15 protein-coding genes are annotated in these 15,326 nt (G+C 48.2%); 1 reads left to right on the top strand and 14 read right to left on the bottom strand.

Going from position 1 to position 15,326, the window contains the following annotated elements; genetic code table 11:
- Positions 1 to 70: 70 nt before the first annotated feature.
- The 11 genes from MKY42_RS13240 to MKY42_RS13190 form a co-directional block, all read right to left on the bottom strand.
- Positions 71 to 796 (bottom strand): LUD domain-containing protein, encoded by a 726-nt coding sequence (locus MKY42_RS13240; protein ID WP_090896596.1) that lies wholly within the window; start codon positions 794 to 796, stop codon positions 71 to 73.
- Positions 786 to 2,303 carry a LutB/LldF family L-lactate oxidation iron-sulfur protein gene (locus MKY42_RS13235; protein ID WP_090896592.1) on the bottom strand — a complete coding sequence of 506 codons (1,518 nt, stop codon included), beginning with the start codon at positions 2,301 to 2,303 and terminating at the stop codon, positions 786 to 788. Before MKY42_RS13235 ends, MKY42_RS13240 begins: the two co-directional genes overlap by 11 nt.
- On the bottom strand, positions 2,300 to 3,028 hold the full coding sequence (locus MKY42_RS13230) for a (Fe-S)-binding protein (protein WP_090896589.1): 729 nt from the start codon (positions 3,026 to 3,028) through the stop codon (positions 2,300 to 2,302). Before MKY42_RS13230 ends, MKY42_RS13235 begins: the two co-directional genes overlap by 4 nt.
- Before the next feature lie 67 nt (positions 3,029 to 3,095).
- Complete coding sequence (locus tag MKY42_RS13225; protein WP_090896585.1) at positions 3,096 to 3,857, bottom strand: DeoR/GlpR family DNA-binding transcription regulator; 762 nt, start codon at positions 3,855 to 3,857, stop codon at positions 3,096 to 3,098.
- A 1-nt stretch (position 3,858) separates the two neighbouring features.
- Positions 3,859 to 5,352 carry a rhamnulokinase family protein gene (locus MKY42_RS13220; protein WP_339851594.1) on the bottom strand — a complete coding sequence of 498 codons (1,494 nt, stop codon included), beginning with the start codon at positions 5,350 to 5,352 and terminating at the stop codon, positions 3,859 to 3,861.
- A gap of 234 nt (positions 5,353 to 5,586) precedes the next feature.
- Positions 5,587 to 6,102 carry a DUF2500 domain-containing protein gene (locus MKY42_RS13215; protein ID WP_339851591.1) on the bottom strand — a complete coding sequence of 172 codons (516 nt, stop codon included), beginning with the start codon at positions 6,100 to 6,102 and terminating at the stop codon, positions 5,587 to 5,589.
- Between the two features lie 108 nt (positions 6,103 to 6,210).
- Positions 6,211 to 8,013, bottom strand: a complete 1,803-nt coding sequence (gene pepF, locus MKY42_RS13210; protein ID WP_339851588.1) for an oligoendopeptidase F — start codon at positions 8,011 to 8,013, stop codon at positions 6,211 to 6,213.
- 388 nt (positions 8,014 to 8,401) lie between these two features.
- A complete protein-coding gene (locus tag MKY42_RS13205; RefSeq protein WP_090896576.1) occupies positions 8,402 to 8,761 on the bottom strand; it encodes a helix-turn-helix domain-containing protein in 360 nt (119 codons plus the stop codon).
- A 474-nt stretch (positions 8,762 to 9,235) separates the two neighbouring features.
- Entirely contained in the window at positions 9,236 to 9,799 is a 564-nt protein-coding gene (gene hxlB, locus MKY42_RS13200; RefSeq protein ID WP_090896572.1) for a 6-phospho-3-hexuloisomerase, read from the bottom strand.
- A 5-nt stretch (positions 9,800 to 9,804) separates the two neighbouring features.
- Positions 9,805 to 10,437 (bottom strand): 3-hexulose-6-phosphate synthase, encoded by a 633-nt coding sequence (gene hxlA / locus MKY42_RS13195; protein ID WP_063563327.1) that lies wholly within the window; start codon positions 10,435 to 10,437, stop codon positions 9,805 to 9,807.
- A gap of 626 nt (positions 10,438 to 11,063) precedes the next feature.
- Positions 11,064 to 12,146, bottom strand: coding sequence for a lactonase family protein (locus MKY42_RS13190; RefSeq protein ID WP_090896569.1), 1,083 nt, complete (start codon positions 12,144 to 12,146; stop codon positions 11,064 to 11,066).
- Positions 12,147 to 12,362: 216 nt separating this feature from the next.
- Here MKY42_RS13190 and MKY42_RS13185 point away from each other — a divergent pair, with 216 nt between their 5' ends.
- Positions 12,363 to 13,292 (top strand): AEC family transporter, encoded by a 930-nt coding sequence (locus MKY42_RS13185; protein WP_339851580.1) that lies wholly within the window; start codon positions 12,363 to 12,365, stop codon positions 13,290 to 13,292.
- On the opposite strand, the gene MKY42_RS13180 is transcribed toward MKY42_RS13185, so the two are convergent.
- Genes MKY42_RS13180 through MKY42_RS13170 form a run of 3 tightly spaced genes read right to left on the bottom strand, consistent with a single transcriptional unit; the run spans position 13,270 to position 15,163 of the window.
- Positions 13,270 to 13,860: a DUF2062 domain-containing protein gene (locus MKY42_RS13180; protein ID WP_090896561.1), complete on the bottom strand. Its 591-nt coding sequence runs from the start codon at positions 13,858 to 13,860 to the stop codon at positions 13,270 to 13,272. The genes MKY42_RS13185 and MKY42_RS13180 overlap by 23 nt on opposite strands.
- A 57-nt stretch (positions 13,861 to 13,917) precedes the next feature.
- Positions 13,918 to 14,376 (bottom strand): OsmC family protein, encoded by a 459-nt coding sequence (locus tag MKY42_RS13175; protein ID WP_090896558.1) that lies wholly within the window; start codon positions 14,374 to 14,376, stop codon positions 13,918 to 13,920.
- A 19-nt stretch (positions 14,377 to 14,395) separates the two neighbouring features.
- Positions 14,396 to 15,163, bottom strand: coding sequence for a DeoR/GlpR family DNA-binding transcription regulator (locus MKY42_RS13170; RefSeq protein WP_339852882.1), 768 nt, complete (start codon positions 15,161 to 15,163; stop codon positions 14,396 to 14,398).
- Between the last annotated feature and the right edge of the window lie 163 nt (positions 15,164 to 15,326).

Below are 15,326 nucleotides of genomic sequence, written 5' to 3'. Positions count from 1 at the left end.
AAACTGCCCTTCGCAGACAAAAAGGCTGCTTTTGGACAGTCATTCGTGAGGTGAAGCATTTCGAATGGTGTTACCCCATAATAAGACCATAGACAATCCCCGGTCCATGTACCCCAATCGTCAAATCATTTTCAATATCGGAAGAACGACTGGGACCGGATATAAAATGAATGCCTGCGGGAAGATTCTCTCTTCCCGCTTCATCGAAGCGATCAAGCGTTTCACCGAGCCTGGTGTAGAGCCGTTCAATCGGAATAATAATGATGAGTACGGTGGGCAATAGACTCACTGAGCGTCCCTTTTCTGGCGAAGAAAGCACCGTGACGGAACCCGTATATGCTGTTGCATAATCCGCCATGACTACACCGATATCTGCCTCGGCTGCCCGTGCCTTCCAGTTCTCCTCTGCTTGGCTGTTCCATACAGAAATCTGCACATCGGGGAGTTGCTCTTCCAATCCAAGTTCGGTCAGCGCCTGTTCATTCTGACGTATGATATATTTCGCGCTTAATTCATGAGATTTGTTAGCGATGAAATCCGAGGCTTCGCCAATGTCTCTTACCCGCGCAATATGAGCACCTACACTCACAAAATTATCGGTAAATGCCTGTATGCGCTTATCTATGTCCCAATCCAGATCCGTCCAGAATGCGGGTGCACCGCGAAAAGGTTGAGTCGGAGCATGTGTCTGCCGTGGTCTTCTCAATTTGGACGCAATATCATTCATAAAGTGTTCCTGCTTCGCACGGGACTTCTTCTCCAATTGCTCCAGCCATTCCTGATGTTCAGTGTTCATGTTGACCACCGCCCCCCTCGCGCTCACGCAGAATCTGTTCCATTCGGTCCCGAACGGAAGAATCCATCTCTTTCTTCTCCTGATTCAGCTCCTGATCCAGCTTGTTCCACTGCTGCCGGAAGGAACGCTTCGCGAGGCTTGGCGCAACCCGATAGCTGTTCCAGCCCTTGAGGGGCCCAAGTTTAAGTGAAATTCCGTTATTACGCACAACGGCTTTCTGACCAATCTGTCCGAGACGTATAGCCGCTCCGAATCGTTTGGAATTGGATACAACCGCTGCAAAACCTTTCATGCCAACACTCTCAAGTTTGTTGCCATGACCCTCTTCCACCTTGCGTCTGCGTAAATATACGAGCATATCATGCAGCGGAATTTTGACCGGACAGGCTTCATAACAGGCTCCGCACAGACTGGAAGCACCCGCAATGTCGTTCCATTCATCAATATTGCCATTGAGTGCAGGTGTCAGCACCGCTCCGATCGGTCCGCTGTAGGTTCCACCATAGGCATGCCCGCCGATATGACGATATACCGGACAAGCGTTCAGACAGGCCCCGCAGCGAATACAGTTCAACAGCTCCTGGAATTCGGGATCACCCAACTGGAGTGAACGTCCATTATCCACGATAATAATGTGCATTTCATCTGGTCCGTCCCCATCTTCTGTTCGACGAGGACCGGTTATGCCTGACATATACATCGTCAATTTTTGACCTGTCGCGGAGCGTGGCAGAAGGGTCGCCATCACCTCGAGATCCGTCCAGGATGGAATGATACGCTCCATGCCCATTAAGGTAATCTGTGTTTTTGGCACGGTGGATACCATGCGGGCATTGCCTTCATTTTCAAATAGGACCATGGAACCTGTCTCCGCAATGGCAAAATTGCAGCCAGTCATGCCAATATCGGCTTCAAGAAATTTCTCCCGCAGCTTTTTGCGTACAAATCCGGCAAGTACGGTGGTGTCCGGTTCCAGAATTTCTCCCGCTTCCTTGGATAACAGGTCCGCAATCTGGTAACGGTTTTTGTGAATAGCCGGAATGACGATATGAGATGGAGCTTCACCCGCTAATTGAATGATGTATTCACCCAGATCGGTCTCTATCGCTTCAATACCTGCGGACTCCAAAACATGATTGAGATGCACTTCTTCGGACACCATCGACTTGGATTTCACCACGGTGGAAGCCTGCTTGTGGGCCGCAATATCCAGTGCAATCGCCGCTGCCTCTGCCGAAGTATCGGCAAAATGAATATGAACCCCATTGGCGCGTGCATTATTGACGAATTCATTAAGGTAATAATCCAGATGTGCGATCGTATGCAGACGAATCTGACGTCCACGTTCACGCCATTCTTCCCAGTTGCCATGTTCTTCCGATGCAGACTTCTTGCCATTACGCAATCGCTCTGTCGTAAACTTGACGGCTTTCCGCAGGAAATCATCATTCAAAGCCAGTTCTGCACGTTCTTTGACGGTAACATCCATTACGCCGGGTTGACTCATCCTGTTTGCACCCCCTCGTACAGCAGTTCGGCCAAATGCATCACACGTACTGGTTCATTCCGATACCGCAGATTACCTGCGATATTCATCAGACAGGCCATATCCAGTCCTACCAATACTTCGGCTTCCGTCTCTTTGATGTGATCTACCTTTTCTGTGACCATGGCACCAGATATATCCGGCATTTTGATGGCAAAGGTACCACCAAAGCCGCAGCAGTCCTCTCCGTAAGGAAGGGGGACAAATTCCAAACCTTTTACTGCCGAAAGTAATGCCATAGGCTCATCCTTTACGCCTAACAAACGGCTGCCATGACAGGAGGGATGATATGTAACCTTGTGCGGAAAATGTGCACCCAAATCGGTGATGCCAAGCACCTGAACGAGAAACTGTGTGAATTCGTAGGCTTTGGCTTCCAAACGTTTAGCCTTCTCCAGCCATACAGGTTCATCGACAAACAGCTCTGGATAATGATGAATCATGTACGTACAGGAGCCCGAAGGACAGACGACAAAATCACTGTCATCAAAGGCTTCCATAATCGTTTTGGCGGCTACCCGTGTCTCATCCCAATACCCGCTGTTGTAGGAAGGCTGACCGCAGCAGGTCTGCACGGGCGGGAAATCCAACCGAACGCCGTGAGCGGCGAGCAATCTCACCATCGCCTCCCCCACACGGGGATATATGGCATCGCTGAGGCAGGTAATGAATAAGGAGACCTTCATAATTACACGCTCCTATAACTGATGAATTGTTGTTATAACGCATATACGTATCGAATATCGTATTGTTTTATACCGTTGTGATTGAGATATCATAGCTGTTCAGTCGTTCTATCACATCTTCATCAAGCGACTGATCCGTGATCACCGCATGAACCGCATTTAACCCGGTTACCCGGGCAAATGCACGAACCCCAAACTTGCTCGTATCTGCAAGCAAAATGACCTGGTCGGATATACCGACCATTTTCTGCTTCAACCGTGCCTGAAGCTCATTGGATTCACTGATTCCGCCGCCTTCCAGATGCACACCTTTACAAGACAGAAACAATTTATCGACATGATATGTCTCCAGAGAACGTTCGGCGAGCGGTCCAACAAAAGACAGAGATCGTTGGGCCAACTGGCCTCCCGTCGAGATGACTTCAATCTTGTCCCTGCTGCTCAGTTCGGTGGCTACCTGTATGGAGTTGGTCAATACGGTCAGTGGCATATCCGGCATATTGGCCGCCATATACCCTGCTGTTGTGCTGGCATCCAGTAGAATTCGATCACCCGGACGAATCATGGATAGAGCCGACTGGGCAATTCTTTTCTTTTCCTCAGCATGTGTTGTTTCCCTTACCCGGTAAGGGATCTCCGGCTGCTCTTCCTTCACGCTAACAGCTCCGCCATGGGAACGACGCAGTCGCCCTGCTTGCTCCAGCCGGTCCAGATCTCGCCGAATGGTCTCTTCTGTTACCCGGCAGTGCTCACTAAGCTCGGAGACACGCATGCTGCCCTTAACATTAACCATCTCCACAATCCGGTCATAGCGCTCTGCTGCCAGCATGTTACACCTCGCTCCCAGCTTGTGATTTGGGCGAAGCCGTCAACCTTAGGAATCTACCGTAGGCCTCTTCCCAGATTGGTCTGTCCTTTGGCTCATAATCGGAAACTGGGAATGAATCGCGAATGACCTTGCGGGCTTCCCATATATCTTTAAAGGCTCCACTTGCGATCCACTGTACAGCCATGTTCCCGATCGCACTACCTTCTGCTGGCCCCGCCCATACCGGTTTGCCAATGGAATTGGCTGTCCACTGACATAACAGGCGATTCTGAATGCCACCACCGACCATATGCAATCCATTAAAAGACTGTCTGGACAGTTGTTCTGTCCATTCCAGCACTCTCCGATACTTCAGTGCAAGGCTCTCCAGAATGGAACGGGCAATAGCCCCCTGATCTTGCGGCTCAGCCTGCCCTGTATCACGGCAATATTGTTGTATACGAGAGGTCATATCCCCTGCCGGCATAAACCGATCATCATCGGGATCAAACAGACTCGCAAATGGAGGAGCAAGTTCCGCCCTGCTCAGTAACTCCGCATAGCTGATCCCCTGCCCCTTCCGTTCCCATTCACGCATGCATTCCTGCAAAATCCACAGGCCCATGATGTTCTTGAGCAAACGGAACGTGCCACCTGCCCCACCCTCGTTCGTAAAGTTGAGTGCCAAACTCTCGGAACTGATGGCGGGGTGATCAATCTCCGTACCCATAAGTGACCAGGTTCCGCAGCTCAGGTAGGCAAATGAACGCTCTGTTGCCGGAACTGCCACGACGGCCGAACCTGTGTCATGCTCTGCAACTGCAATAACCGGAATGGCAGATAGGCCAAGATCACTGCAAATGCTGCTGCGCAGCTGCCCCACTCGAGTACCTGGCATGACCACTTCGCCAAACAGCGTCTCCGAAATACCGATATGTGCAAGCAGCTCACTGTCCCAATGCCCTGTAGTTGGATTGTATAGCTGTGTTGTGGTAGCGTTGGTAAACTCATTCACCGCTTCACCGGTCAGAAAGTAACGAAGCAGATCGGGGATCATGAGGAAACGCTCCGCTTCGTTAAGCAGTGGGGAGCCTTTTCGCTTAAGTGTTGCCAACTGATACAGTGTGTTAAAGCCAAGAAACTGGATGCCTGTGCGTTCGAAAATTCGCTGAGAGGTCAATTCCTTACGCACCTGATCCATCATGCCGTTAAATTGTGTATCACGGTAATGATAAGGATTACCCAACAACTCACCATGACTTCCAAGCAGTCCAAAATCAACCGCCCAGGAATCAATCCCCAGACTTTCAGGCTGCTCTCCCTTTTGTTTAACAAGGTTCAGCCCTTCCAGCAATTCATGGTGCAGCCTCAATATATCCCAGTGCAGCCGCTCACCCACTTTTACCGGTTCATTCTTGAACCGATGGATCTCCATCGTTTCCATTCCCCGATCATTCAGATGACCCAGCAATGCTCTCCCGCTTCCAGCACCCAAATCATATGCCAGCACACTCACCGCTCTTCACCAACCCTTCATCCCACCTGTATTTCGTCCTTTTTATTAATTTCATTCCTAGCTGCTCTGTACTTTATTCTTTATTTTGTTGTTTGTTTATTTTTGTTTTATACTGTTTAGCTTTATTTTACGAGTATATCATCATTGTAAGCGTTTGAATACCCTGTGATTGGTTTCTTTTACCCATACCAAAAACGACTCTCTCCACTCGGGAGGAGCCGTCTCAATGTTATTTCACGTATAAAAGCTGTTTTTACTAACACCGGACTGAGGCTGCACATCTCTTTCAAAATGCTTAAACCTTGTCCCCTGATATGTCAGCATGCCTCGGTCATTTTCTACAAACATCCCGTAATTACTGCCGCCAACATTTAATTCCACACGATCTCCATTATCAAATTCAAACGTGGCGTAATACCAGGTAGATGCACTGCTGTCCCCGCTCCCACCTGTGACTTCTGTTCGTTTGGCCACAATTGTTGAATGCAAAGTTAACAGCGCTGATGCATTGTTTGATGACCATGTGCGTACCCCGGAAATAATGGCATAAACAATAACACCCGCAATGATGAGAAATATGCCGCCGATAAAGATTGATCCAAACGCACTCATTGCTCCAAACTCATTGAAACCAGCAAAAAAACCACCCTGATTGCCCTCAAATCCCGGAACATCATTCATGTTATCAAAAATACCGAAGCCATCCATGCTTAACCAGCCCAGTGATGAAGATATGCTCAATGACGTCATTCATCATCGTTCCCTTCTCCCTGCAAATTAAGATGCACCGTCCCCTGCCAAGGAGACGGTGCACGCAGACAACCCTACAAGCCTTGTCCGTATACTATATGAACCTGATTACGAATACAGACGTTCAAGTTCATCGACCAGACTGCCAACATAGGCCACGGCACTACGAATCGGCTCAGGCCCGGACATGTCCACACCTGCAAGCTTCATCAGCTCTTGCGGATCAAGGCTTCCTCCCGCTTTCAAGGCGTCAAGCCAGCGATCTACGGCAGGCTGCCCCTCTTCCCGAATCAGCTGTGCAGCAGCGGTAGATGCCGTCAGACCTGCTGCATAGGTATATGGATACAATCCCATATAATAATGAGGCTGTCTCATCCAGGTCAGTTTGGCCCCTTCGTCAATCACCAGTTCAGGCCCCCAGAACTCGGAGAGGATGTTTCCTTTCAGCTGACTTAAGGTCTTCACTGTGATCGGTTCATCTTTGGTTGCAAGTGCATACACCCGACGCTGCAATTCACCTTCAAGCAGATGCGTAACAAAGTTATGGTAATACGTATTGAGCAATTGCAAAATGACCCAACGACGCATTCTCGGATGATCAGAACGTTTCAACAGATGATCTGCCAGCAGCATTTCATTCATCGTTGAAGGCGCCTCGATGAAATAGAGGGACGGTCGTGTATTCGTGAGGCGTTGGTAATGCCCGGCAAGCATGAAATGTCCGGCATGTCCGACTTCATGGGCAAGTGTAAATGCTCCGCGCATATTATTTGCCCATGAGATGAGGATATAGGAATGAGAACCATATATGGACGAACAAAAAGCTCCTGTCGACTTGCCCGCATTATCCGCGTAATCTACCCAACGCTCACTAAACGCACGTTCCACAATGTCGCCATATTCCGGTCCCAGCACGGCAAGAGCCTCCCGAATGAGCGTGCATGCTTCCTCATATGTAATAGCAGGACTGAATTCAGGGTCCAATGGTGCTTTCAGATCACAGAACATCAGCTTGTCCAGACCTAACTCACGTTTCTTGAGAGCTGCCAGTCTGCGCATGTGAGGTGCGAGTTCCTGCTGGATGATATCCAGGACATTGTTATACATCTCTTTGCTTACCTGCTGAGGACTAAGCAGCATATCCGTAACATCATCATATCCACGAAGTCTGGACAGGACGACCTGCTTCTTCACTTCGGTGGCGTATCCTTCAGCAAACGTATTTTTGTAATCGTTCAGCTTGGAACTGAATGCGGCATACGCAGAGCGTCGCAGCTTTGTGTCCGATGACATTTCATAATTGTTCTCATAAAATGACCAGGACAGCGGGCGGTTATGGTCATCGCCGTCAAGTGCATCGTCAAACGTCATGTCTGCCAATTTACCGCGCAGATAGATCCGGTATGGCGAATCCAGCACTTCCCCAAGGGAAGCGAGTACCTTCTCCGTTTCGGGCGAAAGACGATGTTCTTTTTCCTGAATTAGACGCTCCAGACTGCGGGCATACGGCTGCAAACCCGGAAGTTCTTCAATATAACGTTTAACCGTTCCATCGGGAAGATTCACGATCTCGGAATTCACAAAAGACAAGGACGACGACAAATCCGATAAGATGTCTCCCGCCTTGGCTGAATTCTCAATATTCGCGGGATTGGTACTGTCCTCCGACTGTTTCAGCCTGGCATATGAAGCCGTTTTGCTAATGCGTTCCTGCAAAGCTTCGCGGGCATCCAGACAGGCCAGCAGCTGCTCTGCGCCTTCGCCCAGATGTCCTTTGAAGGTTTCAATATGGGCAGCAGCTTCAGGCAGTGATCTAAGCTCCAGTTCCCACTCTGCGTCAGTCCCAAACAAGTCTCGCAAGTCCCAGGTCGTCTCTTGGCTTACTTCATCGCGTGTACGTATTTTTTCCATCGTTATATGTCATCCTCCTTGCATTTCCAATATCTCTCATCGTATCATATTCGAAGCATTTATACCTTACATATCCTAAAATGAGGCTTTTGGTTCAATGGATTCACACCCAAGTTGAAAAATGTAGTTTGCTCGCGTCAATCCGCCGGCAGAATAACCTTCCGATCGCTGTTATCCCCAGATTTTTTGATCCCTTTTTTAAAGGGGAAATCCGGGGATAAGCATATGCTTCCGATGTAGCTTTCCTTCAGAAAGCTTTTAGCTCTACTTCTTGAAGATATTTCTGCCCACTGCGTTTGGAGTAAACTGTTGATCCACTGACCAAAATATAAAAAACCGTCGGGTGATGGAAGTAACCATTTACCCGGCGGTTCGTTCTGACTTTAACTTATTCTGATTTCCAAATTACATTTTCACCATAGTTCTTGCCCCAGTTATACATCGCATGCAGCACAGGCATCAGGCTGTGGCCGTGATCCGTCAACGTATATTCAACACGAGGAGGTACTTCTGCATACACTTTGCGCTCAATTAGTTTGTCTTCCTCCAGTTCGCGCAACTGGTTGGTCAGCATCTTTTGGGTAATATGAGGAATCAATCGCTTCAATTCACTGAAACGCTTAGTGCCTTCAAGACCCAGATGCCATAGAATAATCAGTTTCCATTTGCCTCCGATCACCGCAAGGGTCAATTCTTTCTCACAGTTAATCTCTTTCAAGTTGATCCGTTCCTTAACTTCGGACGCCATGGCACCGAGCCCCCTTCTCTTCCATTCGATCTTATATCGCTAAAATGCAATTCGCATATCACAGGAACACTCCGCAACAGGAGAACTTGCCGCTCCCTTGTATCATATAACGGGTTCATTGGTTCGATACAGCTTGTATACATTTTACTATAGCATGACCCCAATGTTAAGCAAACCCCGAATCAGACCACAAACAACGATAACAGAAAAGACCGGAACTCCCTCTTTTCAAGGAAATTCCGGTCTTCCATCTATATAAGTTGAACTAATGAATATTTACACTAGCCACTCCGATGACAGAACAATCTTCCGATCGCTGTTTTGCCCAATTTTTTCATCCTATTTATCAAAAGTGAAAATCTGGTCATAAAGGCGAACGCTCCGCTTCTCCAGCTTATTTCTGTCCTCTACGTTATTTTGTAAATGTTTAGTTCAACTTATCTATTCTACTTTATAAAGTTTATGACACATGGACTATTCCAAGTTCGCATGACGCCCAAACATGTCTGCTCCAGTCATACTCTTCATTTCCATCATGGTGAGCACCAGTGCATCCATGCTCAGCAGCAGCCCCTGTTCAAACAGTGAGCCCATCGGCTGAATGGTCACGGCTGCTCCGGCGGTCGCTGTATCCTCTTTGGCGGAGGCCGGAAGACGAACCACGGTATCTGACAACTGCCCAATGGTGGACTCTGGTTTAATTGTGATCAGACCCACAGGAGCCCCTGCTTTACTGGCCTTCTGAGCCATCGCCGCCAAACTGCCTGTCTCCCCTGAGCCTGAGCATAACAAGAGGAAGTCTTTCGGGCTGATCCCTGGCGTAACGGTCTCCCCAACTACATATACCCGAAGCCCCATCTGCATCAATCTCATGGCAAAAGCCTTGCCCATCAGACCGGATCGGCCTGCTCCTGCCACAAAAACCTGTTCGGCAGCCAGAATATGTTCCGCCATGGCCTGCATCTCCGAGTCGTCGATCTGGCTTAGCGTACGTTCCAGCTCTTTCAAGATGTCCACTGCGTATTGCTCTGTGCTCATCTGTCTTACCCTTGTTGAACCAGACGTTGCATCTCAGCTGCTACTTTGGCTTTGTCAGCTTGGCCCGTAATACCGCCACCCACAATTACCAGATCGGGTTGTGCTTTAATCACTTCAGGCAATGTTTCCAGCTTGATGCCACCAGCTACAGCTGTTTTTGCATTTTTTACGGCTTGTTTGATCGTTTGCAGATCTTCGAACGGGCTTTGTCCTTCAGCTTGCAGGTCATAACCTGTGTGTACACAGATGTAATCTACGCCAAGCGAATCAACTTCACGAGCACGCTGTTCAAGGTTAGGCACGTTGATCATGTCCACAAGAACTTGTTTGTTTTGTTTCTTCGCTTCTGCTACTGCACCTTTGATCGTACTATCATTGGTTGCCCCAAGCACAGTGATCAGATCCGCACCAGCCTCAGCTGCTTTCATGATTTCATAACCACCCGCGTCCATAATTTTCAGATCGGCGAGTACTTGCAGATTAGGAAAGGCTTCTTTCATCGCTTTAACCGCATGCAGTCCTTCATTAATAACGATTGGCGTACCAATCTCAACGATATCAATATATTGTTCAACTTCTTTAACAAGTGCAATACCTTCAGGGATGTTTACCAAGTCCAGCGCCAATTGCAATTTCACGATTCATTTCTCCTTTGTTGTTCAAATATGAGTATGTCCTGTAAAGGATGTTAAATATTTAGCCTGCACCGTTCACCCAGTTCAGATGCATGCAATGTTTGTCATGGCTACTTATTCATTGTAGAACCTGACTATCGATTAAGGAAGTACGCACTTTGAAGTCAGGTAGTTACTTGCACGAAACTATTGAATAAAAGCAGTTGTTATATGAATTCCAAACCATCTCGAAACGGCTTCCCATTTCAGTAAGCGACCACAGGTCGGTTACCCTGATACACCAAACTTGCAAGGGCTAAGGAATCTACCGAACGCTAAATGACAGATTCGAAAGGGTTGCAAATTGTAACGAACTTCAGTGATGTTATTTCGGTGAAAAAACGGCTTCCAAGCCTCAAAAACGACGTAATCGATGAAATAACGTCTATGAGATTCGTTACATCTCAGAACGGTGCAGATGGGGGCAAATAATGTGTGCCAGGTTCGTTAGCCCTTTTTACATCTCAGCATAAAGACCCTGCCACAAAATACAAGGCAGGGTCTTTTTCCATTTTTCAATTCAGCAAGATGGTCCATATCAATCCTGAACTCAATGTGAGTCCCAAGCTAATATATCGCAAATCCAGGGTTTACAGATAAACAGGTTTCACGCATACCGGCTTAGATACACCTGTGCTGTGACCTGTGTATTTCAAACGTCCGCTCTCCTGATCTACTGTAAAGGAAACGATATTGTTGGTATCACGGTTAGCTGCGATCAACAGTTTGCCATTCGGAGTCAAAGCAAAGTGACGTGGGTGTTCACCCTCAGCAGATACATGCTCAACCAGTTTCAAATGTCCTGTTTCGGCGTCTACTGCGAATACCACGATGCTGTCATGCCCGCGGTTCGAACCATATACGAAACGACCATCGTTGGATACGGCGATTTCAGCTGTTGTGTTCTCACTGCCGTCATAGCCGTCAGGCAATGTGGACACGGTGGAAACCTCTGTCAACGTGCCTGCTGCTGCATCATAACGGAAAGTCGTAATAGAAGAATCCACTTCGTTAATAACATAGGCGAATTGACCGTTCGGATGGAATGCCAAGTGACGAGGTCCTGCACCCGGATGTGTTTTGGTTTCACTGTGCAGTACGAGTTCGTTCTTGTCTGCATCAATGGAGTAGATTGCGATTTTATCCGCACCCAAATCCTGTACCATCATGTATTTGCCATCCGGGCTGAAGAACGCGGAATGCACATGCGGCTTGTCCTGACGCTCAGGATGCGCACCTTTACCTTCATGTTTCTTCTCATCCAGAAGCACGCCAACTTCACCGTTATCCGTCAGGGCTTGCAGACCCACCAGACCACCGTGGTAGCTGGAAAGGATCAAGTAACGTCCGGAAGGATCACGTTGGATATGACATGGCGGAGCCGAAATGGAGTCATGACGATTCAGCAACGACAATTTTCCTGTAGAAGGATCAATGCTCAGAGCTACAGCTTCAGACATTTTATTACCTTCGGCAGACGCCGTTTCACCGATCGCATACAGTTTGTTACCTTCAGCATCCACGTTTACAAACGTTGGATTTTTCACGCCCGAGATGCCGTCAAGCTTGGAGAGGTTACCTGTATCCTCATTCAATTCATATGCGTAAATGCCCTCATTTTCCGCTTCGGCATAAGAGCCGACCAATACGAGCAAGCGTTTTGATTCACTCATTACAGTTTCCTCCTCTATGTGTATGTAATCTGGTTGCACCTCTTCTATAATAAATCTGCCATATCAAAATAGCAATCCACTGCCTCTGCGCATCCATCAAAGAAGTAGCCTCAAACATAAGCTCATTAAACAGGTCAATACAAAAATCCATTCCGACAAAGATCAACTTCTGCTATGATAAGATAGGTTTTTCATCCAGAAAGGACTGAATTTTGATTGTTTAATTCATTTCTGCTCACGTTATATCATGTATTTCTGCCCATATCCCTTCCGGTAATCGGAGGCATTCTGCTAAAACAGTTCAAAAATTGGGACACTCGGCCGCTGTCGACCTTTTCCCTTTATATTTTGAGCCCTGCGCTTATCTTTGATACACTGCTGCATGCCGAAATTACATGGACAGACGTAACAGGCACGTTCTGGTTCTCTATCATCAATCTGATCGCCCTGTGGGCACTAGCTGAACTGCTGAGCCGAGTTTTCCATCTTGGGGCAAGCGAAAAAGCAGGACTTACCCTTGTCTCCACGTTTACGAACTGCGTGAATTATGGGCTCCCGCTTGTATTGCTTGCCTTTGGACAGCTTGGATTGGATAAAGCTTCGGTATATGTCATCGGACAGATGATCATTGTTAACACAGTAGGAATTTTTTTTGCTGCCAGATCCGAATTCACGGTCAAAAATGCGATTCTGTCCGTCTTCCGTATGCCTTCCATCTATGCTGCTGCAATAGCCATCTTCCTGCGTGCATCCAATCTGAGCTTGCCAGTGGCACTGGATGGAGGCATCTCCATGCTCGCAGCCGGTTACTCCCCTGTCGTACTAGCCATTCTCGGTGCACAGATGCTAAGACCGCGCGGTGCCTCCGAACCTTGGAAACCCAACGTTCGCAAAGCATTCTGGACGGGGCTTGTCGTACGACTGGCCGCAGCGCCAGTACTCTCATATCTAATCCTGACTGCACTTCAGATTGAAGGAACGTTATTCAGTGTGCTGCTGATCCTGGCTTCCATGCCAACTGCAGTGAACGCAGTCATTTTGGCCGAGCAATTCAATGCATCTCCGCAGTTTGTGTCTCGCTGTATTCTGTGGACAACCGCTGCCTCCATGGTCATTCTGCCGATTATGATTGTGATGTCTTCCTGATCAGCACGGGAGCTGGATTTGAAGACATTGCTGCCTGCTTGCGTTTCTCCAACCGGCGTTCAAAGCGGCGTTTAAGTGCTCTGACATAAAAAAACTTAACGACAAAGTAAGAAATAACACCCAGGATGACTCCAAAGACGGACATGCCTGCCAAAATATCCAGACCACCCAGCAAAAGTTCACTTAGCGCGGACCAGTTGCCGCGAAACAGCTCCATAAAGGCACTCTCATGAACAAGCCCCTGCCCCATGCTGTGCGCCGGCAATATCCAGGAACCGATTTGCTTGGCAAGCGGCATCAATATGATGGGCAGGAACGTTAGCTTGCCGACCACGTTGCCCACAATAGCCGCTGGCAGCGAGCCACCGGACAAACGTACAATGGGATAGAACACGAGATATACCAGTGACGCTGTCGAAATGACGATCAGTTCCAGACCAAAACCCAAAGCAAAGCCGGTAGATACTTTATGTGCCCCGCCGGGAGCACGTAACAATTTGAGAAAATTAAGCTTCAAAGCACGTGTTAAACGCGCAAAACGTGAGTTTTTGCTTTTCTGTAGGTTCATACCGAACTTCCCCTTATCTTACACAAATGACGGTCAAGCCGCCTATTCTTCAGTATATCACACCGCGTTAACCCCTGCTGTTATAATCACTGGCTGTGTCTCGAGGGCAACGTTACCTGCTACCGCTCTGGAGATCATGCAGGACTCTTCTGCTTTATGTGCCAAGCGCTCTGCCTTCGTTACATCAGCATCAGATGCGTCCGCTTTGAGCACAATGCGAGGTCTGTGTATGATCCGTTCGTACGTAAATACGTTATTGGTAACATCGACCGTCGCTTCGGACTCCAGTGTCAGCTCATCCGGTGTAATATCCGATCGCTCCAGCATTGCTGCCAGCGTAATTAAATAACAGGTGGAAGCTGCACCCAGCAGCATTTCATCCGGATTGGTACCGGTACCCGGACCACCCATCTCCTGTGGAATCGAAATGACTGTTTTTAACCCGCCCGCATCAATATGCCCTTCACTGTTACGTCCACCATTCCAAGTAGCTTTCAGGTGAAAAGGATGTTTCATTATATTCATTCCTTTCAAATTAGACACGGACACATGCTATAGATTGTTCATTCAGTGCGTTAACCTGCTCTTCCTCTAAGCCCAGATCCGTTATTACTTTTGCCACACTGCCGAGTTCCGCCACTCTTGTAAAAGCCTGCACGCCAAACTTGCTCGAATCCGCCAGCAAAATAACTTTATCAGCGATGCTGATCATCTTCTGCTTCACCAGCGCCTGCAATTCATTCGACTCACTGATCCCCTTCATCAGATGTACACCTTTGCAGGATAAGAAAACTTTATCCACATGATAAGCATCAAGCGAACGTTCAGCAAGCGGCCCTACAAACGACAGGGACTTTGATGCAAGCTGTCCGCCTGTCGCGATTACACGGATCTGTTCCTTGTTACTCAGCTCCGCCGCGACCTTAATGGAGTTGGTTAACACAGTGAGTGGTATGTTTGGCAGACCTGCTGCCATATACCACGCCGTTGTACTGGCATCCAGCGCGATCCGGTCACCAGGCTCTACCATTTTCACCGCTTCGTCCGCAATTCTGCGTTTCTCTTCTGCATGAGTTACAGCCCGCTCCGGATAAGGGATTTCCGACTGCCCCTCTTCTTTATATTTTACGCTGACAGCCCCGCCATGGGAACGTCTGAGCCTTCCCGCCTGCTCCAGCTTGTCCAGATCACGACGGATTGTCTCTTCCGTTACGCCGCAGCGCTCACTAAGCTCGGTTACACGCATACTTCCCTGTGCATCTACCCATTCCACAATTTTCTCATAACGTTCAGCCACAAGCATCTTCATTCACTCCAAACCGTTGATTATCCAAGATGAATCCTGTTCATCCCATCATACCACAGTGCACACTGAAGGAAAATTTCATTGAGGCGCAAAGAGAAGCAGGTACCAAAGGTGCAAAAAAGAGGAAGCTTTCGCTCCCTCCATCTCGAATGAAATTGTG

The sequence above is a fragment of the Paenibacillus sp. FSL W7-1088 genome, from assembly GCF_037969855.1.
In the GTDB taxonomy this organism is placed as follows: Bacteria; Bacillota; Bacilli; order Paenibacillales; family Paenibacillaceae; genus Paenibacillus.
This window is presented reverse-complemented; position numbering and strand designations above follow the sequence as displayed.

What these genes read in the sequence shown, in the direction of transcription:
- MKY42_RS13240 (WP_090896596.1), bottom strand. Translation starts at nt 796, where the DNA reads ATGAACACTGAACATCAGGAATGGCTGGAGCAATTGGAGAAGAAGTCC.
- MKY42_RS13235 (WP_090896592.1), bottom strand. Translation starts at nt 2,303, where the DNA reads ATGAGTCAACCCGGCGTAATGGATGTTACCGTCAAAGAACGTGCAGAA.
- MKY42_RS13230 (WP_090896589.1), bottom strand. Translation starts at nt 3,028, where the DNA reads ATGAAGGTCTCCTTATTCATTACCTGCCTCAGCGATGCCATATATCCC.
- MKY42_RS13225 (WP_090896585.1), bottom strand. Translation starts at nt 3,857, where the DNA reads ATGCTGGCAGCAGAGCGCTATGACCGGATTGTGGAGATGGTTAATGTT.
- MKY42_RS13215 (WP_339851591.1), bottom strand. Translation starts at nt 6,102, where the DNA reads ATGACGTCATTGAGCATATCTTCATCACTGGGCTGGTTAAGCATGGAT.
- pepF (WP_339851588.1), bottom strand. Translation starts at nt 8,013, where the DNA reads ATGGAAAAAATACGTACACGCGATGAAGTAAGCCAAGAGACGACCTGG.
- MKY42_RS13205 (WP_090896576.1), bottom strand. Translation starts at nt 8,761, where the DNA reads ATGGCGTCCGAAGTTAAGGAACGGATCAACTTGAAAGAGATTAACTGT.
- hxlB (WP_090896572.1), bottom strand. Translation starts at nt 9,799, where the DNA reads ATGAGCACAGAGCAATACGCAGTGGACATCTTGAAAGAGCTGGAACGT.
- MKY42_RS13190 (WP_090896569.1), bottom strand. Translation starts at nt 12,146, where the DNA reads ATGAGTGAATCAAAACGCTTGCTCGTATTGGTCGGCTCTTATGCCGAA.
- MKY42_RS13180 (WP_090896561.1), bottom strand. Translation starts at nt 13,860, where the DNA reads ATGAACCTACAGAAAAGCAAAAACTCACGTTTTGCGCGTTTAACACGT.
- MKY42_RS13175 (WP_090896558.1), bottom strand. Translation starts at nt 14,376, where the DNA reads ATGAAACATCCTTTTCACCTGAAAGCTACTTGGAATGGTGGACGTAAC.
- MKY42_RS13170 (WP_339852882.1), bottom strand. Translation starts at nt 15,163, where the DNA reads ATGCTTGTGGCTGAACGTTATGAGAAAATTGTGGAATGGGTAGATGCA.